The sequence below is a fragment of the Cyanobium sp. ATX 6F1 genome, from assembly GCF_024346315.1.
Lineage (GTDB): Bacteria > Cyanobacteriota > Cyanobacteriia > PCC-6307 > Cyanobiaceae > ATX-6F1.
Window position 1 is genome coordinate 25,291 of record NZ_JAGQCS010000001.1, and the last position, 16,805, is coordinate 42,095.

At 68.2% G+C, this 16,805-nt stretch carries 19 protein-coding genes and 1 tRNA gene; 7 read left to right on the forward strand and 13 right to left on the reverse strand.

Going from position 1 to position 16,805, the window contains the following annotated elements:
• Positions 1–12: 12 nt before the first annotated feature.
• The gene (locus KBZ13_RS00175) at positions 13–600 is read right to left on the reverse strand and encodes a thermonuclease family protein (RefSeq protein WP_255004866.1); all 588 of its coding nucleotides are present in this window, start codon (positions 598–600) and stop codon (positions 13–15) included.
• 537 nt (positions 601–1,137) lie between these two features.
• Here KBZ13_RS00175 and KBZ13_RS00180 point away from each other — a divergent pair.
• The 3 genes from KBZ13_RS00180 to KBZ13_RS00190 all read left to right on the forward strand — a co-directional run bounded on the left by KBZ13_RS00180 (position 1,138) and on the right by KBZ13_RS00190 (position 2,468).
• On the forward strand, positions 1,138–1,527 hold the full coding sequence (locus tag KBZ13_RS00180; protein ID WP_255004867.1) for an AbrB family transcriptional regulator: 390 nt from the start codon (positions 1,138–1,140) through the stop codon (positions 1,525–1,527).
• Between the two features lie 78 nt (positions 1,528–1,605).
• Complete coding sequence (locus KBZ13_RS00185; RefSeq protein ID WP_255004868.1) at positions 1,606–1,776, forward strand: hypothetical protein; 171 nt, start codon at positions 1,606–1,608, stop codon at positions 1,774–1,776.
• An 86-nt stretch (positions 1,777–1,862) separates the two neighbouring features.
• Positions 1,863–2,468 carry a HupE/UreJ family protein gene (locus KBZ13_RS00190; RefSeq protein WP_255004869.1) on the forward strand — a complete coding sequence of 202 codons (606 nt, stop codon included), beginning with the start codon at positions 1,863–1,865 and terminating at the stop codon, positions 2,466–2,468.
• 9 nt (positions 2,469–2,477) lie between these two features.
• On the opposite strand, the gene KBZ13_RS00195 is transcribed toward KBZ13_RS00190, so the two are convergent.
• Positions 2,478–2,609, reverse strand: a complete 132-nt coding sequence (locus tag KBZ13_RS00195) for a hypothetical protein (protein ID WP_255004871.1) — start codon at positions 2,607–2,609, stop codon at positions 2,478–2,480.
• A 91-nt stretch (positions 2,610–2,700) separates the two neighbouring features.
• On the opposite strand from KBZ13_RS00195, the gene gap reads away from it, so the two are divergent.
• Positions 2,701–3,702, forward strand: coding sequence for a type I glyceraldehyde-3-phosphate dehydrogenase (gap, locus tag KBZ13_RS00200; protein WP_255004879.1), 1,002 nt, complete (start codon positions 2,701–2,703; stop codon positions 3,700–3,702).
• Between the two features lie 129 nt (positions 3,703–3,831).
• Here the strand turns inward: gap and KBZ13_RS00205 are convergent, their stop codons facing one another.
• Positions 3,832–3,978 carry a chlorophyll a/b-binding protein gene (locus tag KBZ13_RS00205; RefSeq protein WP_255004880.1) on the reverse strand — a complete coding sequence of 49 codons (147 nt, stop codon included), beginning with the start codon at positions 3,976–3,978 and terminating at the stop codon, positions 3,832–3,834.
• A gap of 107 nt (positions 3,979–4,085) precedes the next feature.
• On the opposite strand from KBZ13_RS00205, the gene KBZ13_RS00210 reads away from it, so the two are divergent.
• On the forward strand, positions 4,086–5,276 hold the full coding sequence (locus KBZ13_RS00210; RefSeq protein ID WP_255004882.1) for a fatty acid desaturase family protein: 1,191 nt from the start codon (positions 4,086–4,088) through the stop codon (positions 5,274–5,276).
• 77 nt (positions 5,277–5,353) lie between these two features.
• Positions 5,354–5,746: a hypothetical protein gene (locus KBZ13_RS00215; protein WP_409995583.1), complete on the forward strand. Its 393-nt coding sequence runs from the start codon at positions 5,354–5,356 to the stop codon at positions 5,744–5,746.
• Positions 5,747–5,776: 30 nt separating this feature from the next.
• Here the strand turns inward: KBZ13_RS00215 and KBZ13_RS00220 are convergent, their stop codons facing one another.
• From KBZ13_RS00220 to KBZ13_RS00235, 4 genes are all read right to left on the reverse strand, one after another.
• Positions 5,777–6,145 carry a hypothetical protein gene (locus tag KBZ13_RS00220; RefSeq protein ID WP_255004884.1) on the reverse strand — a complete coding sequence of 123 codons (369 nt, stop codon included), beginning with the start codon at positions 6,143–6,145 and terminating at the stop codon, positions 5,777–5,779.
• 54 nt (positions 6,146–6,199) lie between these two features.
• A tRNA-Ser gene (locus KBZ13_RS00225) sits at positions 6,200–6,284 on the reverse strand.
• 65 nt (positions 6,285–6,349) lie between these two features.
• On the reverse strand, positions 6,350–8,680 hold the full coding sequence (gene nrdJ / locus KBZ13_RS00230) for a ribonucleoside-triphosphate reductase, adenosylcobalamin-dependent (protein WP_255005774.1): 2,331 nt from the start codon (positions 8,678–8,680) through the stop codon (positions 6,350–6,352).
• A 225-nt stretch (positions 8,681–8,905) separates the two neighbouring features.
• Positions 8,906–9,355, reverse strand: coding sequence for a hypothetical protein (locus KBZ13_RS00235; protein ID WP_255004886.1), 450 nt, complete (start codon positions 9,353–9,355; stop codon positions 8,906–8,908).
• Between the two features lie 101 nt (positions 9,356–9,456).
• On the opposite strand from KBZ13_RS00235, the gene KBZ13_RS00240 reads away from it, so the two are divergent.
• Positions 9,457–10,221 carry a DUF92 domain-containing protein gene (locus KBZ13_RS00240; RefSeq protein ID WP_255004887.1) on the forward strand — a complete coding sequence of 255 codons (765 nt, stop codon included), beginning with the start codon at positions 9,457–9,459 and terminating at the stop codon, positions 10,219–10,221.
• Positions 10,222–10,235: 14 nt separating this feature from the next.
• On the opposite strand, the gene KBZ13_RS00245 is transcribed toward KBZ13_RS00240, so the two are convergent.
• From KBZ13_RS00245 to KBZ13_RS00270, 6 genes are all read right to left on the reverse strand, one after another.
• Entirely contained in the window at positions 10,236–11,075 is an 840-nt protein-coding gene (locus KBZ13_RS00245; protein ID WP_255004890.1) for a sigma-70 family RNA polymerase sigma factor, read from the reverse strand.
• A gap of 180 nt (positions 11,076–11,255) precedes the next feature.
• The gene (locus KBZ13_RS00250; RefSeq protein WP_255004894.1) at positions 11,256–11,936 is read right to left on the reverse strand and encodes a GDSL-type esterase/lipase family protein; all 681 of its coding nucleotides are present in this window, start codon (positions 11,934–11,936) and stop codon (positions 11,256–11,258) included.
• Positions 11,927–13,486, reverse strand: coding sequence for an ABC transporter permease subunit (locus tag KBZ13_RS00255; RefSeq protein ID WP_255004899.1), 1,560 nt, complete (start codon positions 13,484–13,486; stop codon positions 11,927–11,929). Before KBZ13_RS00255 ends, KBZ13_RS00250 begins: the two co-directional genes overlap by 10 nt.
• A complete protein-coding gene (locus KBZ13_RS00260) occupies positions 13,483–14,253 on the reverse strand; it encodes an ATP-binding cassette domain-containing protein (RefSeq protein WP_255004940.1) in 771 nt (256 codons plus the stop codon). Before KBZ13_RS00260 ends, KBZ13_RS00255 begins: the two co-directional genes overlap by 4 nt.
• 86 nt (positions 14,254–14,339) lie before the next feature.
• Complete coding sequence (locus KBZ13_RS00265; protein ID WP_255004941.1) at positions 14,340–15,563, reverse strand: hypothetical protein; 1,224 nt, start codon at positions 15,561–15,563, stop codon at positions 14,340–14,342.
• A gap of 285 nt (positions 15,564–15,848) precedes the next feature.
• Positions 15,849–16,793 (reverse strand): putative selenate ABC transporter substrate-binding protein, encoded by a 945-nt coding sequence (locus KBZ13_RS00270; RefSeq protein ID WP_255004946.1) that lies wholly within the window; start codon positions 16,791–16,793, stop codon positions 15,849–15,851.
• Positions 16,794–16,805: the final 12 nt, after the last annotated feature.

Consider the following 16,805-nt stretch of genomic DNA (forward strand, 5'->3'; position numbering starts at 1 on the left):
TGCCCCGCTGGTTCAGGGCTCCTCGACGGAGTCGCCCTGGCGGGCCAACAGGTTCCAGGGGCGCTCGATGCCGCCGGCAACGCTCCAAACCCCCTGCCGCGACTGGCGCGCCTCCCGCTCGAGGCGGGGATAGCCGAGGTCGGCGCACTGGCCCAGGTAGCCGTCGAAGGCGAACAGCGCCCCCTGGCGCAGCAGTGACGGGGCAACATCGCGGCCATTCAGCCGCACCACGGCCACCAGGCGGCCGAACACGTCACGGGCGCGCAGGCTGATCTGCACCGGGCTGCCCAGGGGCACACGGCGTTGCAGAGCCTCCCCGGCCTGGGTGGCCCAGGGCTCCTGCGCCGGGCGCGGGGCCTGCACGCAAGCCAGGCGCACCCGCCGCTCCTGGGCGCCGATCCGCACCAGCAGCACCTGGCCGTTCTCCACCTTCAGCACCGTGGCGCCGTAGGTCACCGGCCGCGAGCTGAGCGGGGGAACGCCTATGGGAACCGGGCCAGCGGTGGGTGCTGGGGCAGCCGTGGGCGCTGGGCCAGTCGGTGCCGAGGCCGGTTGGGCGGCGACCGCCAGGGGCTGGATCAGGCTCAGCGCGAGCAGCATCGGTGCTGTGATCCGCCGACCGGAGCGCCGCCAGCCTGCCCACAGATCACCATGCAAAAGCTTTAGGGCCAACCGCCGTGGCCCCAACGGGGGGTGGAGCCGATGCAGTTGGAGCAGACGCAAGGGAGCCCGGGGCAGCGCTCCGAGCGTAGGGGTGGCCCTTGGGACCATCGAGCGATCTGAATCTGCGCTCAACCCACGCCCGCCGCACGCCTCCGGGCGCAGGCCAGGCCCCCGCCCTTGCAGGGGCTCAGGAGCAACCGACCCTGAGGCGCTCACGCCGTGACCAGGAGCCTTTGATGGAGAGGACACCCCTCTGGACGGCTGCTCGATTCCTGCGGCGGCCGGTGGTGTCTGCCTGGGCCGATCGTGCTCGGGATCGCAGCGTGCGTTGGGTGAAATCAGGTCAACAATCGCAGCGAATGAAGCGAAATCAGGGAGAAATGTAACCCTTCTACCTGCAGCGCATCTGCGGCAATCAAAGGGCTTCATCCGCCGTCAGACCCATAGATTGAGGACATAAGTTGGAATGGAGCGATGCTTTTTGGTGACGAACTCTTAGGTGTTGTCAAGGACCTCTCAGAGGCCAGCAAGTCCGAACTTGTACGTGCTTCCGGCTACGTCACAACCTTGAAGGACGGCAGTGAACGGCTCCATTTCACGGCCTTCTACGAGGCCCTGCTGGAGGCCAAGGGCCTTGATCTGAGCGCCCGAAACGGGTCCCGCAAGGGCGGCAGGCGCCGGCTCACCTACCAGACCAAAGTGCAATTCAACGGCAATCTGATGGTGGGCAAGGCCTACACCAACCTGCTGGGTCTGCTGCCCGGGGATGATTTCGAGATCAAGCTCGGCAAGCATCAGATCCTTCTGGTGCCCCTCGGTGTCGTCGAGGGTGATGGCGTCCATGAGGCTGAAAACGAGGGCTGAGTGAAGGCGTCCAAAGCGTCGCCCGTCCAGCGGCGTTAAGCCCGGAACGGGCAAGCTGATGCCCATCAAGCCATCCCAGTGAGCCGCACCCTGCTGACCAGCGGGGCCAGCCGTGGCATCGGTCGGGTGGTCGCCCCCGAGGCGATGACCCAGAGCGACGACCTCGCCGCCCTGGTGAGCACGCTGTTGATGCTGCCAAAGGCAGTGGTGCCGTTTGAGCTGGCCGTGAACGGCCCGCTGAAGACGTAGGCGGACCGGTCCGGAGTTCAGCTTGAACAGTGCCAGCCAGGGCCGTCGATGCCAGGATGACGCCAGAAATTGACGGGTTTTCGCCGATGAAACGCAGTGCAGCGGTCCTCGCCTCGGTGGCGACGGCTTCAGCGGTTCTTCTGGGCACCCTGCCGGCCCAGGCCCACGGTGGTGTCCACGGCGGTGTGCTGGCCGGCCTGGGCCACCCCCTGTTTGGCCTCGACCATCTGTTCCTGTTGATCTCGGTGGGAGCCGCCGCTTCGTTCATCTCCGCGCGACTGCTGATCTGGGCCCTGGGGGGGGCGGTGCTGGGGGCGATCCTCGGTGCGGCCGGCATGGTGCTGCCCGCCGGCGAGCTGCTGGCGGCCCTGGCGATCTCCTCGGTGGGGCTGCTGATCCTGGCCACCGGCCGTCTGATCGATCCCACCAGCCCCTGGGTGGGGGTGGTGGTGGCCGCGGCGGTGGGCATCCACGGCCTGCTCCATGGCGGTGAATCACCGAAAGACGGCAGCACACTGCTCTGGTGGACGGGTGCCCTGGTGAGCTCGGTGCTGGTGAGTGGTGCCAGCTATCTGATCCTGCGCAAGCTTCCCCTGGTCTGGACCCGCTGGGCCGCCGTGGCCTTCCTGTTGATCGGTGCCGTGCTGGCCTTCGGACCCCTGGGCCTGCTGGCCGGGGGCGCCGGGACCTGAGCCAGCGCTTCAGCGCTGGCTGGCTTCGCTGTTGGTGTCTGAGTTGTTCTGGTGACCGTGCAGGTGCTTCTCGCAGGAGAAAGCGGCACCGGCCTGGAGCATGGCCAGCAACGCCAGGGAAAGGCTGAGCAGGTTGCGCATGGCCGCTGGGCTGAATGGTGCGCAGATTAGGCCCTCACCTGAGCCTGCGTCCTAAGTTCGCCCGATGCCTGAATGAACGGGAGCAGCGGCCTTGACCATCAAGATCGGCATCAACGGCTTTGGACGGATCGGCCGTCTGGTGTTCCGCCGGGCCAGCCAGCTCGAGGGCTTCGAGGTGGTGGGCATCAACGATCTGATTGAGCCCGACTACATCGCCTACCTGTTGCTCCACGACTCCACCCATGGGCGCTTCCAGGGCGAGGTGACCGTTGAGAACGGACACCTGGTGGTGAACGGCCGCACGATCCGGCTGAGCTCCGAACGCGACCCCCGCAGTCTCAACTGGGGGGCGATCGGCGCCGAGTACGTGCTCGAAGCCACCGGCCTCTTCCTCACCGATGAGAAGGCCCGGGCCCACATCGACGCCGGTGCCCGTCGCGTGGTGATCTCAGCCCCCTCCAAGGACGACACGCCGATGTTCGTGGTCGGGGTCAACCACAGCAGCTACGCCGGCCAGGACATCGTCTCGAACGCCTCCTGCACCACCAACTGCCTGGCGCCGATCGCCAAGGTGCTCAACGACAGCTTCGGCATCCGTGATGGGCTGATGACGACCGTGCATGCCACCACCGCCACCCAGAAGACCGTCGATGGTCCTTCGGTGAAGGACTGGCGCGGCGGGCGCGGCGCCGCCCAGAACATCATTCCCTCCTCCACCGGCGCGGCCAAGGCGGTGGGCAAGGTGATCCCAGAGCTCAACGGTAAGCTCACCGGCATGGCCTTCCGCGTGCCCACCCCCACCGTCTCGGTGGTGGATCTCACCGTGAACCTGGAGCGACCCGCCAGCTACGAGCAGATCAAGGCGGCGATGAAGGCCGCTTCCGAAGGCCCGATGAAAGGAGTGCTGGGCTACACCGAGGACGAAGTGGTCTCCACCGATTTCCTCGGTGATCCGCGCACCTCGGTGTTCGATGCCAAGGCCGGCATCGCCCTCACCGACACCTTCGTGAAGGTGGTGTCCTGGTACGACAACGAGTGGGGCTACTCCAGCAAGTGCCTCGACCTGATCCAGCACATGGCCAGCCACAGCTAGGGCCAGCTGCAGCTTTGGGGCCCGAGGCGCTTCCACCAAAAAAACCGGCTGGGTGAACCGGCCGGGTCTTGGTGGATCAAGCTTGACAGTCCCTGGCCAGGCCAGGGACCAATGGCTTATGCCGAGGGATCAGCCGAGGCCGATCTGGGACAGGATGCCCTGGCCGGTGAGCAGCTCGGTGCCTAGGCCAATCACGAATCCGAGCATGGCCAGACGGCCGTTCCAGGTTTCAGCGAAAGCGACGAAGCCGAAGCGGGATTCGGTGGAGGTGGTCATGGGTGGCAAGTGTGAAGGAACTCAACTAAATGTAACGCATCTTGAAGCGATCGGCGCATAACTCGCCCAAAGCGGTTCCAGGCGCCGCTGTGCTGCAGTGGTCAGGCATGGCAGCGCCCCCGATCACCACTCCGTCCCTGGCCCCACAACCCCTCTCTCCCAACGTTTCTCCGCCCAAAACCGCTCCAGCCGAAGCGCTTTCCCCCCAGGCCGCCGTGGCCAGGGCGCTGCGTCCACGACTGCCCGCCAGCGCCTTTAGCACCAACCCCGACCGTCTGGGACTGGTGGCGATCAACCTGGCGATCCTGGCCCTGGGTTGGGTGATGGCCGATCGGCTCGATCAGTGGCCCGCCCTCGCCCGGTTGGCGTTCCTGCCCTTTGCCCTGGTGATGGGCAACAGCGTGGTGGTGCTGTTGTTTTCCACCCACGACCTGCTCCATGGCCGCAGCCTCAAGGGTCGCGCCTGGAGGAGGTTGGTGGGCCTGGCGGGGTTGGCCATGCTCTGGATGCCGCCCAGCCTCTGGCAGGCGGTGCACAACCGGGAACACCACGGCCACACCAACGCCCTGGCGGATCCAGACCGTGGCTATCTGGAAAGCCAACCTCAGAGCTGGGGTAAGGGCATCCAGGATCTCTTCGTGCCCTCCCAGCAGGTGAGCTGGCCCTGGTTGGTGGTGGGACTCTCCAGCTCCTGGGGCGTGCACAACCTGCGCCTGCTGCTTTCCGTTCTGCTGCGCAACGACGGCAGCAGTCAGGGCCCAGCAGGTTTTCGAGTCAGCCACCGGGAGCGCCGTGCCATCGGTCTGGAATTGGCGCTGATCGCCCTGCTGCATCTGGGGGTGCTGCTGTGGCTGGATCTCAATCCCCTCAAGCTGCTGCTGGGCTACTTCCTGCCGATCTGGATCGGCTATGGGGTGGCGATCGCCTACATCTTCACCAACCACATGCTCTGTCCGCTCTCGGAGGTGAACGACCCGCTGGACAACAGCCTCTCGCTGCAGATGCCCCAATGGCTCGACCTGCTGCACCTGAACTTCTCCCACCACACCGAACACCATCTGTTCCCAGATCTCGACTCCAGCCACTACCCCTTGGTGCGTCAATTGCTGATCGAAAACTACGGCGAGAGCTACCAACTCGTTGGCGGAAGGAGGGCCTGGTCGTTGTTGATGGCAACCCCCCGTCTCTATCGCGATGCCACAACGCTGGTGGGCAGTGATGGCCGTGGGGCGGTGACCCTCCCCGACCTTCACATCAGCTCAGGGCGGTCACCAGCCTCTTCTGGCGATCCGGCCTGAGGGCGCATCAGAACAGCTGGCCTGGGGTTGAAGGGCTACCTGGGCCAAGCCTGAGATGGGGCAAAGAGTTCTGAAGGATGGATCGCGAGGGGACCTCGACCGGCGCCCTCTCCCTAGGATTGGCCTTCGAACGGCACGCCCGACGCAGCGCAGGCATGGGGAATCCAATCAGCCATGAGCTGTTCCTCGATCGGGCACGGATTCGTTTCGGCGACGCCTACGACTACGCGTCGATCAACTACCGCAGTTACAAATCACCAATCAAGATCCGCTGCCGCAACCATCCGGTCAAAGAAATCTCGATCACACCGGAGAAGCATCTGCAGACCACCGGCGGCTGCAAGTACTGCCTCAAGGCCATGCGGGTCACCTCCCTGGAACGGGAGTTGCTGCGCGAGGCCATCGAGCATCCGGTGATGGACGCCCCCCTCCAACCGCTGCCACCGGCACCAACGGCGCCAGGCCTTTGACGCGCTGATCCGGCCGCCCTGGGGCCGATCTCACCGCTTGAGTTCCAGGCAGCCCGAGGCGCCGAAGGCGCTGGCCAGTTCCGCCAAGCGTTCGCTGGCGGCGGCCGCCGCCTCCACCTTCTGGCCGTAGAGAGCGGAATAGTTGATGAAGGCCTTCACGTCCGTCTCGCGCAGGGCCTGGGCCTGGCTGGGGTTGAGGCGGATCTGGCGCATCTCGGCGATGCGGGCATCGAGCACGCCGGTCTTGAAGCTGCCCAGGGCCTTGCGCTGCTCTAAGCACTGGGCGCGCCGGCGTTCCTGTTGCTGATGCTGGATCGTCAGCACCAGCGCCGCCACCAGCACAGCCCCAAGGGCGATCGAGGCAATGATCCAGCGGGGTCGGCGGCGGGTGTTCACCATGGCGAGAGCCTGCGAGGCCTTCGGATCAAATGGATTCTGCGGTGATGGAGAGAACGGAGAGGGTGGGATTCGAACCCACGGAAGCTTTCACTTCGCTGGTTTTCAAGACCAGAGCCATCAACCACTCGACCACCTCTCCCTGGTGCCCATGGGGCGCCTTCACCATGGTCCCACGGAACCCCCTCTGGCGAGACCCCTGGCCCGTCAGGGCTTGGCCAGGGGCAACAGGCACTTATCGGAGTCACAGCCAGCGGGACCGGCCTCCATCAGTTCAGCGCCGTCGTAGCGCTGCAGGGCTTCAAAGAAGTCGTCACCCTGACGGCGGGCCTTGACCTCCTCCAGCAGGCGCAGGTAGGTGGTGTGATCGATCGGCTCAAATGGCAGGCGGGGGAAGGTGGCGTTGGCATCGAAGCGTGCCAGCAGGGCGGCGGAGATGTAGCCCTCGCCGTCATCGATCGCCCTGTGGATGGCGTCGGCCAGGGGCTCGATCTCGCTCTCGCGGAACTCCACGGTGGCGGAGGTGTTGTGGGCGGTGTAGTGCTTCTGCACCTGCATGTAGAAATCGAACTGGGCGAGGGCTGAGAAGTTGTTGATCTCCACCGCATCGGCACCGGGGATGTTGGCCCAGCTCACCTCCGTCGGGATCTCCACCAACCACTCGGTGCAGCGGGGATCAAAGGGATCATCCAGCAGGCGGCCGTTCTCGTCTTTGTCGGATTGCGACGGCACGATCGAATAGCCGTAGTCGAGGCAGGCCAGGGCCACCGGATCGTTCTTGCGGAAGGTGATGCGGCGAATGAAGCGCTGGGCCTTGGGGGGGTGCCAGCCGGGGGAGGCCCCGGTGAGCAGGCTCTTGGTGCCGGCGGGCTGCACGGTGGTGCAGCGGTTGGGACGGCGCAGGCCGTGGCGGTCGCAGTAGTCCCACACCGCCTCGTTCACGAAGGTCTTCCAACGGGAGAGGAAGACGGCTTCTTGGGCCTTGAACGACTGGCCTTCGGCGGTTTCCGGGCGGCCCTCCTCCCACCACTTCAGCCAGGGGGTGCCGAAGGCATGCACGAAGAAGTCGAACAGGCCGGTGAAGCTCACCCCCACAATCGGATCCCAGGCGCGGCTCTGGCGGTAGCGCTCCACCTCGAAGCGGTGGTTGAGCAGGCAGGCCACCGCCAGACCGGCGGCGCGGAAGGCATCCTCCTGGGCCTGCAGATCGGCCGGGTCGATCTGGTTGAGGTGGATTTCGGCCAGGTTGCAGTGGAAGTCAGCGCCGAGGATCTCGCCGCAGGGGTTGAGGCCGTAGCGGTTGAGCCGGTGCTCCAGCTCGGCCGCGCCGATCTCCGGGTGGTTCAGCTGCAGCCAGCGGCCGGCCTCCTCCCGGCCCTGATCCACGTAGAGGTCGATGAATTCACTGCGCAGCTCGGCGGTGGAGAGCAGATCGGCATTGGAGCGGGCGATCGCCTCGGGGGCGAACTGGATCGCCCCTTCCCCCGACTGGAACTGCTTGATCACCGCCTGCAGCACCGTCTCGCGGTCCGGCCGGGTGTGGAAGACGCGGGTGTGGTTGGCCATGCGCAACGCATCGCGCTCCGGGTCGATGCGCCAGTTGCCCTCGCTGTCCTGCTGCCAGAGGTTGTCCTTGGCGGTGGAGGCGGCGGTGTCATCGGCGGCGAACTGGCGCATGCCGGCGCTGCGGCGGATGTTGCCCGCCACGATCGTGACCGCGGCCTCATCGATCAGCAGGCAGCACTCCACGGAGGTGAGCTGACGGCCGATCGCCTTGTTGAGCAGGCTGGCGACGCGGCCGTAGAGGTCTTTGAGTTTCACCGGGTTGGCCATTCCGCCGAAGCCCTTGAGGGTTTCCCCCACCGGGCGCACATCGGAGAGATCCACACTCACCTCGATCGGCGCGCCGGCGTCAAAGCGCTCGTCGCTGCACAGCTCCAGCAGCAGCCGGTAGCTCTCCACCCAGCCACCGCGGGTGTCGCCCACCTTGATGGCGACGCGCTGGCCGTCGATCCGGTGGGTGGTGGCCTCCTGGCGCAGCTGGGCCGGGGTGGCGCCGATGTCGGTGACGCCGGAGATCACCAGCTGGTTGCGCACCGCCGGCAGGCGCTCGATCAGGCGCGGCTCAATGATGGCGCCGGTGCCGCAGCCCATCATCGCCAGATCCATCATCAGGGCGAAGGCTTCCCAGTCGATCAGGTTGGTGGAGGTGCAGTTGTAGGCGCCGGAGAAGTTCTGGGTCTGCTCGATCCACTCGGTGCCGCCGATCCACAGCCAGCGGCCCGAGGGCAGGGCCTTCTGACGCTGCTGCATGCGCCGCAGCAACGCCACCTCATCGGCGTTGAGATCCCCAAGCCTGCGCAGGCCCTCAAGGTTGCGCTCGCTCACCTGGTGCCAGCTCTCGCGGCCGCTGGGGGTCTTGCGGCTGTAGGTGCGATAAAACACCGGGTTCGCCGCCGGGGCGGTGACCGGGAAATCCGGGTCCACCAGGCCCGCCAGGCGGGTCAGATCAGCCGTGGTGGGGGGCGTGGCGGACAGGGTCACGGAGGGCTGCGGCGTGGTGGGTGGCGGCACCTTAACGCCACCGGTGGGGGCTGCAAGCGAACGCAAGCACCAGAGGCAGCGTGGTTGGTGTCAACGGCGACGGGAGCGCCGGATGCGCCGAGCCCATACCGGATGCCTCCCTTGGCGCTGGTCGCCAGAAGCTGCCGCGGGCCAGGCCGGCCTCGCCCCAAGCCCAAGGTCAAAATTCCCCGTAGGGGCCTACTGACGGAACAGGCTGGCGGCGACGGCGCGGAAGGGGGCCAGGTTGGCGCCACCGCGCTTGCGGCGCCGGGGCAGGGCACCGCCAGGGGCAAGGTTGGCGGGGGCGAAGGTGGCCTGGCTGGGGGCCGGGCGGCTGGCCTGCTCGGCGGCCAGTTGGGCGGCGATCGCCTCGGCGGTGGTGAGCACCGTGCCATCGGCGAGTTCGGCGGGTACAGCGGCCGCCACAGCTGTGGCGGGAGCCGTGGACGCTGGGCCGCCTTGTTGGGCGTCCTGCTTGGTCAGCTTTGCGGGCTTGGTTATGACGGTAACGACGGCTGCCGGGGACTTGGCGTCCGGGGCCTGCTTCACCGGCTCCGCTGCCACCGGAGCCACGGTGGCTGGCTGCTTGGCCGCGGTGTCATCAAAGGTGAGGAAGAAACCCTTGCGCTTGAACACGTCGAACACCATGGCGCCAGCCGTACAAGCCGAATGGTTCGATTATCCGCCGCGCCAGGGCCCCGGGGCGGGGCCCTTAAGGCCATGCAACATGTGAGGGTCGCAGCGGCGCCTTGATCGAACTCCCCCCCCAGGACCTGCCCGGCAGCCTCTGGGGCTGGATCTGGGCCCTGGCCCTCAACGGTGCCCTGATCGCCGTCGCCCAGCGCCTGCCGCTGCTCACCCCATCGGGCTGGGTCCATGCCGGGGTGCTGGGCACCCTGCTGCTGGGGTCCCTGGGCTGGACGGGCTGGTGGGCGGTGGTGCTCTACCTGGCCCTGGGTTCGCTGGTGACCCGGCTGGGGCTGAAACAGAAGCAGGCGGCCGGGCTGGCGGAAGCCCGGGGCGGCCGCCGCGGCCCAGAGAACGTCTGGGGGTCGGCCGCCACGGGGGCCAGCCTGGCCCTGCTCACGGTGCTGCCGTCGGCGCCGGTGCCCCTGCTGCTGCTTGGTTTTTCCGCCAGCTTCGCCGCCAAGCTCGCCGACACCTTCGGCAGTGAGATCGGCAAACGCTGGGGCCGCCACACCGTGGCGATCACCACCCTGCGCCCGGTGCCCCCTGGCACCGAAGGGGCGATCAGCCTGGAGGGCACCGCCGCCAGCCTGGTGGGAGCGCTGCTGATGGCGCTGGTGATGGAGCGCCTGGGTCTGCTCAGCGGCGCGGCGGCCTTCGCCCTGGTGAGCGCCGTGGCCCTGGCGGCCACCTTGATCGAGAGCCTGATCGGCGCCACGCTGCAGCCGCGCCTGCGCTGGCTCAGCAACGAGCTGGTGAATGCGCTTCAGACCCTGATCGCTGCGGTGCTGGCCATGACCATGGCCCAGGCGTGGGCGATCGCCTGAGCGTTCGCCAGCGCTCAGACGCGAACGGGCTGGAGCTCCTGACGCAGCTCCTCGATCAGAGTCTCGAAGCGACGGCGGGCCATGCGGGCATGCAGGCCCAGGGTCTCCCCCAGTTCCTGCCAGCTGGCCCCGTAGAGCAAGCGCCCCTCCAGCAGCTGGCGCAGCAGGGGGTCCATCTGCCCGAGCTTTTGGCGCAGGGCCCGCTGGGAATCAGTCAAGGGCCGCTCCTCGGCGCGTTCGTCGAGGGCGGCAAGCCCTGGATCGCCCAGGGAGGCGAGCTGATCAAGGCCGGTGAGCGGCCCCGCGTCGCCGCTTCCAAGCCCACGGCCTCTACCACTTCCGCTGCCGCCATCGCCGCCAGAGGGCGCATCGAGGCTGCGCACCTGCAGGGCCCGGTGCACCGCCACCGCCTCGTGCCACAGCGCAGCGCTGCATCCCAGCGCTTCCGCCAGGGCCGCCTCCCCCAGGGGCTGTTCGCCACGGTGTTGGCGCTGCTGTTGCAGGGCCTGGCCACGCTGGTGCAGTTCCCGCAGGCGCCGCGGGCAGCGCAGGGCCGGGTGGCGATCACGCAGAAAATGGCGGATCGAGCCACGGATGTAGGGGACCGCAAAGCTGCTCAGGGCGCTCTGACGGGAGGCATCGAAGGCCTCGATCGACTGGATCAGCCCCAGGCAACCCAGCTGGAGCAGATCGTCGTAGGGCAGATCGGTGCGCTGGCTCTCCTGATGGGCCACCTTGCGCACCAGCGGCAGGTTCAGCTCCACGAGCCGGTTGCGGGCCTTGATGTCGCCCTGGCGGCCGTAGGCCCGCAGCAGGTTGGCGTTGAGCGCATGCAGGGGTTGTGAACTGGCCATGGCGGGGGCGGTGAGGGGTCGGAACGTCCGTGTTTTCACGGTCGCCCTGGCCCGCACCTGCGGTTCTCACCCGGCCGATGGAATTCGCCTCCCCCAAATGGGGGAGATCGAGGAGGATCTGGTCACAACTGAACCGCTGGCGCGCCCGGTCGTTGTTCTCCTGGAGTGCGATCCCTGCGCTCAGAAGGCTGGGGTGCGCAGCCGCAGCGGCTCGAGGTCGGCCCAGCGCAACAGGGCGGGCCAGGTCTTGACACGCTCGTAGACGCGGCGGTGGCCCTCGCCATTGAGGTGCACCCCATCGCCACACAGCCATTGCAGCCACTGGCGCTCGCCGGTGAAGCTCTCCAGCAGAGGCAGAAAGGGCACGTCCGCCTCCAGGCAGGCCTCCTCCAGCAGGCACTCGTAGTGCGCCACGGTCTCCAGGTCGTACCAGAGGCAGTCGGCGAAGGGCATCACCGCCCCATCCACCGGGGTGAGCCCCAGCACCAGCACCGGCGCCAGGGCTTTGGCCTCCCGCAGCAGTTGCTGCAGGCCGAACAGGAAGGCTTCGGGGGCCAGCTGGTGGCGGCCATCCGGGCGGCCCACCCGGGCGGTGTCGTTGAGACCGATCGACAGCAACACCCCCTGGGGGCTCTGGCGCCGCAGTTCACCGCGCCGACCCACCTCCGGGCCCAGCCGCGCCGCCAGCCGCTCGAGGCCATCGCCGCGCACCCCCAGGTTGTAGAGCACGGGCGCCTCCGGCAGCGCCATCCAGTGGCACCGCAAGCGCTCGCACCAGCCGCCCTCCTCCGGGTCCCCCCAGCCGAAGACGCCGCTGTCCCCCAGCACCACCAGCTTGCGCGGCACGGCGATCAAGGACATGCGAGCAGTCGCCTTCGGGCACGGTCGGAGAGATCTTCCCCCACCAGGGTGAGCAGGGCATAGGCCGCCATCAGGGCCAGCACCTGGTCCCAGGCGAAGGAGCTGAGCGCCTCCAGCAGAGCGGTGCCCAGCCCGGCGGCTCCCACCAGCCCCACCACCACCGTTTCGCGCAGGATCACATCGCTGCGGTAGGCGCCATAGGCCAGGTAGGAGCGGGCCAGGGCGCTGTAACGGCCATAGAGCAACGCCAGCCGCGGCCCGGTGCCTGCCGCCGCCAGGGCCTGCTCGGCCCCCAATGGGGCGGCCTCGGCCGCCTCCAGCAGCAGGCGGCCGAGGATGCCCAGGTTGTGGAAACCCAGGGCCAGGGCGGCCGTCACCAGGCCGGGCTTGAGCACGAACAACAGCAGCAGGGCCGTGAGCGGCGGCGGCCACAGGCGCCCCAAGGCCCAGACCAGCTGCAACAGCGCCCGTCCCCAGGGCCAGGGGGCCACGAGCAAAAGCAGCAGTGGTGCCAGGCCCACCGCCAGGGCGGCGGCCAGCAGGGTCAGTCCCAGGGTCTGAGCCACCAGGGCCGCCCAGGGCAGGGCCAGCAGCTCATCCGGCCGCAGGCTGGCGCCCCAGTTGGGCAGTGCGCTCCCAGGAAAGAGCGAGAGGGGATCGACCTCCAGGGCTCGGGCCAGCACCAGCAGGAGCGGCAGCAGCAGCAGAATCATCAGGGCGATCTCCCGGCCCCGCCGGCCGACCACCACGGTCCCAGCCCCAAAGCGGGTGGGCAGGCACCAGCGGCGTCGCAGCAGCCGCACCAGCGCCTCCAGCAACAGCATCACCGCCAGCAGCAGCCACAGGCCGCTCCAGAGCTCATTGAACTGCAGGGACTGCAGGGTGAGGCGCAGGTCGGTGCCCAGGCCACCGAGGCCGAACACCCCCAGCAGGGTGGCGCTGCGCAGGGCGCACTCCAGCCGGTAGCCCCCGTAGCTGATCACCCCCGGCAGCAGGGCCGGCCCCAGGGCCGTGAGCAGCGCCGGCCCGGCCGGGGCCCCCGCCGCCCGCAGGGCCTCCAGTTGCGTGGTGGGCAAGGCATCGAGCTGGTCGCCCACCACCCGCGCCACCAGGGCGCCGAAGGGCAGGGCAATCGCCAGCACCGCCACGGCTGGATCCAGCCCCAGCACCTGCAGCAGCAGCAGACCCCAAAGCAGCTCATGGATCGAGCGGGGCACGGCCAGCAGCCGGCGAATCAGCTCCGCCGGCCAGCGCTGGCCCGAGCTGCTCTGCCAGAGGGTGCGGGAGCTGAGCAGCCCCCCCAGCAGCCCCAGGGCCAGGCTCAGAGACCAGCCCAGCAGGGCGATCGCCACGGTGACCACCAGGCCCGAGAGGGCCGAGCCCAGCACCTGCGGATCCAACGACGGCCGCAGGGCCGCCGCCAGGAACTGGCCGATCAACTCCCAGCCACCCCCATGGGCCATGGACGGCAGCGCCAGCAGCACCGGCACCAGGGCCAGGGCCGGCAGCAGCAGCAGCAGCGGCGGGGCGGGCCGCAGCCGAACGCTCACGGCCCCTCGGCGTAGAGCTGGGTCAGGGTCTCCACAGCCAGTTCAGCCCCCAGCCCGGCCCTCAGCTCGACCACCGGGCGATCGAACAGCAGGCGGCCCTGGCGCAGGCCGATCACCCGGTCGAACCCCTCCAGCAGGTCGGGGCGGTGCAGGCTGAGCAGCAGGGCGCGGGGCGCCCTGGCCTGGCGCAGCAACAGATCCAGCAGTTCAGCGGCCAGCCGCGGATCAAGGCTGGCCAGGGGTTCGTCGGCCAGCAGCAGCAACGGTTCCTGGCGCAGCAGCCGCGCCAGGGCCACGCGCTGGCGCTGGCCGCCGGAGAGGGCCGTCACCGGCTGGCCCAGCAGGGCCGGCTCCAGCTCAACGCGCCCGAGGGCGGCGGCGCAGGCGGCCGTCTCCAGGGGCAGCAACAGATTGAGCAGGGCCCGGGGCCAGCCCCAGACCGCCAGCCGGGCGGCGTTGAGGTTCTGCTGCACCGTCAGCTCCTCGATCAGGCGCAGGTCCTGCCAGAGGGTGCCGATGCGGGCCTGCTGGCGGCGCCTGTGGCGGCGGGAGCGGGCCAGGGGTTGCCCTTGCCAGCGCACCACACCGGCGCTGGGCTGGAGCATGCCGTTGGCCACCGCCAGCAGGGTGCTCTTGCCGGCGCCGCTGGAGCCGAGCAGCGCCACGCGCTCACCCACTTGGATCTGCAGCGAAATGTCCTGCAGCCGAGGCTGCCCGCGGCCGGGCACCTGAATCCCCTGGAGTTCGAGAACGGGGGGCAGGTTCATCGCTGGTGCATCTCAACGCCCGCTCAGGGGCGCTCGTCAAACGGATTGGTTCATGCTCCCACTCCCCCAGCGGCCGATGGCCAGCTTCAGGACGGGGGCGGATCGCTGGAGCTGTTCCGCTCGGGCTGAGCGATGGGCAGCACCTGGCCCAGCCGGGTGCCCTTCGGAGCCTCCGCCTGATCCGATCGGGGTGGCTCGCTGCCCATCAGGCCCTCCGTCACCGCTGGGGGGAGCGGCTCCATCGCGACCTGGGGCGAGGGTTCGCTCCGCCGTGCGGCGCGCAGCTCCATGAGCCGGTTCTCGAAGATCGGCAGGAGCGAGGTCGCTTCGTCCACGGCGATCTCGAGGCGATCGGCGACCTGCTCGGCCTGGGGTTGGATGGCGAGAGCCTGCTGAAACAGCTCGGCGCTTTGATCCAGGGCCAAGCGCAGGCGGCGAGCCTCCATCGCGGCCTGCTCCAGCTCCAGCAGGGTGGTGATCTCTCCAGCGGCAACCGTGGGGGATTCACCGGGGCCCAGCGGCGTAACGACCGCATCTGTCTCTGTTTGCTGCTGATTGGATGGGAGTTGATCGGAAGCCTCACCTTCAGTCCCATGGAGCATGGGCGGCACGGCTGGTCCGTGAACGCCGCCCTGCTTGATCACCCCCAGGATGCTGTGGATCGCCTCGACGGCCACGTTGAGGGTCGCGATTTCGAACTTGGCTTCCGCCCTGAGCGTGCTGAGCAGTTCCTCGGAGCGGCGGCGCATCTGCCGGCGTTCATGCAGAACCACCAGCAGCAAGACCGCCAGCAAGAGCGTCGTGGCCAGGGCGGCAGCAGCGATCCAACGCAGCTCGCGCGCTCCAGGGTCAGCCGCCGGAGGGGCGGTCACCACACTGAGGCCGGCGGAGGGAAGCAGCTCACGGGAGCGGCCGAGCGGTTGCAGGAAGCTCCAGACCACCGTGCGGCCCGCCGCTATGCGGCCCGCCGACGTGGAGGCCGCGAACACCAGGCAGTTGGCGGTGGGGCAAGAGAGGCGCGCGCTGCCCGCGGCATCGGTGCGGAGGAGCCGATGACCCTTTTGAACCACCAGCTGGCCTTCCGCCCTGGTCAGTGCCTGGGAGATCGACGCCCCCGTCCAGACCTGCTTCACCCGGAACGGAGCCGCCAGGGCGTTCAGCAGGTCCCGGCAGGTGGCATTGATCGGCGCACAGGGAACCACGTGGACGGCTGCATCCACCACGGGGGTGGGTCGGTCCTCAATGAACTGGGTGAACTGAAGCCGGCTCACCGGGCCGGCGGCGGCGAGGGCCAGCGATGAGGAGGCCACCAGAACGGTGGACAGGGCCAGCCCAAGGCCAACAGGTCTGGTTCGGTTGAGCTGGAACACACGCCAATGGGAGATTTTAGGGATCGTAAGGTACAAATCAGCAGGGTCAATCCGCCCAAAAAGATCACAACTCTGGAGTGATCTCCATGGGCCCAGGATGAACGATTTCAACGAATGACTTCTCTCTGCCCAGAATGAAAAAAGTTGTCCACCCCAGGCACTCCCCCCACCACCCCCAACGATGGGTTGGCGGGACGGGAGGAAGGCCTGGCCCCTGGGCTGATCTCAGCGGATCTTGCCGATTTCCCGGCCCATCTTCTCGATCGCCGCATACTGATCGGCCTTGGCGGGCACAAACTGCTGGGCGCCGAACAGCTCCAGGATCGAGGCCTGGCTGGGGTTGGTGCGCCGCAGGGACACCAGGGCCGCCGTGATCCGATCGGTCGTGCCCTTGCCCAGGCGCTTGTCCAGATCGCCTTGGGCGATCCAGTGGTAATCGGGATAGCCGGGGGTGCGCCAGATCGCAATCACCTTGCTGCGATCGACCTTGCGCTCATGCAGGCTGGTTTTCCAGACCTGTTCATTGACGGCGCCGGCGTCATAGGCGCCGCTCTGAACCAGGGCGATGGTGGCGTCATGGCTGCCGCTGAAGCCCGGGGCACCGCCGCTGAAATCCGTGAGCTTCACGCCCGCCTTGGCCAGGAAGACCTGGGGCATCAGCCGGCCGGAGGTGGAGCTCTCGGATCCGAAGGTGAAGCGCTTGCCCTTCAGTTGATTCAGCCCCTTCCCATTGAGCACCGGCTTGAGGCCGCTGCGGGCGTTGGCGATGAAGACGCTGTGGAACTGCACGTCGATGTCCCGCTGGGCCAGCACCCGGGCGCCGGGCTTCTGGAGGCGGGCCTGCACGCCGGTGAGGCCGCCGAACCAGACCAGGTCCAGATCGCCCGTGCGGAACGCCGTGACGGCGGCGGCGTAGTCGATGACGGGCACGTATTTGACCTTGAAACCAAGCTGGCGGCTGAGTTCATCGGCCAGCTGCCCGTAGAGCCGGTTCAGCTTCTCCGGCTTCTGGTCGGGGATCGCGCCGATGCGCAGCACCCTGGTGGCGGCGGGCTGGCTTTGGGCCTGGGCCCCATTGAGAAGACCACTGCTGAGGGGAAGCACGGCCGCCGTTGCGGTCAGTACGGCCAATCCGCTGACGACGGCGGCCCAGGGTTGTCGGAGGCGCATGGATTCAGTGAG

What these genes read in the sequence shown, in the direction of transcription:
- KBZ13_RS00205 (WP_255004880.1), bottom strand. Translation starts at nt 3,978, where the DNA reads ATGACCACCTCCACCGAATCCCGCTTCGGCTTCGTCGCTTTCGCTGAA.
- KBZ13_RS00210 (WP_255004882.1), top strand. Translation starts at nt 4,086, where the DNA reads ATGGCAGCGCCCCCGATCACCACTCCGTCCCTGGCCCCACAACCCCTC.
- KBZ13_RS00235 (WP_255004886.1), bottom strand. Translation starts at nt 9,355, where the DNA reads ATGGTGTTCGACGTGTTCAAGCGCAAGGGTTTCTTCCTCACCTTTGAT.
- KBZ13_RS00270 (WP_255004946.1), bottom strand. Translation starts at nt 16,793, where the DNA reads ATGCGCCTCCGACAACCCTGGGCCGCCGTCGTCAGCGGATTGGCCGTA.
- KBZ13_RS00260 (WP_255004940.1), bottom strand. Translation starts at nt 14,253, where the DNA reads ATGAACCTGCCCCCCGTTCTCGAACTCCAGGGGATTCAGGTGCCCGGC.
- KBZ13_RS00190 (WP_255004869.1), top strand. Translation starts at nt 1,863, where the DNA reads ATGAAACGCAGTGCAGCGGTCCTCGCCTCGGTGGCGACGGCTTCAGCG.
- KBZ13_RS00175 (WP_255004866.1), bottom strand. Translation starts at nt 600, where the DNA reads ATGCTGCTCGCGCTGAGCCTGATCCAGCCCCTGGCGGTCGCCGCCCAA.
- KBZ13_RS00195 (WP_255004871.1), bottom strand. Translation starts at nt 2,609, where the DNA reads ATGCGCAACCTGCTCAGCCTTTCCCTGGCGTTGCTGGCCATGCTCCAG.
- KBZ13_RS00180 (WP_255004867.1), top strand. Translation starts at nt 1,138, where the DNA reads ATGCTTTTTGGTGACGAACTCTTAGGTGTTGTCAAGGACCTCTCAGAG.
- KBZ13_RS00245 (WP_255004890.1), bottom strand. Translation starts at nt 11,075, where the DNA reads ATGGCCAGTTCACAACCCCTGCATGCGCTCAACGCCAACCTGCTGCGG.
- KBZ13_RS00220 (WP_255004884.1), bottom strand. Translation starts at nt 6,145, where the DNA reads ATGGTGAACACCCGCCGCCGACCCCGCTGGATCATTGCCTCGATCGCC.
- KBZ13_RS00215 (WP_409995583.1), top strand. Translation starts at nt 5,354, where the DNA reads ATGGATCGCGAGGGGACCTCGACCGGCGCCCTCTCCCTAGGATTGGCC.
- KBZ13_RS00250 (WP_255004894.1), bottom strand. Translation starts at nt 11,936, where the DNA reads ATGTCCTTGATCGCCGTGCCGCGCAAGCTGGTGGTGCTGGGGGACAGC.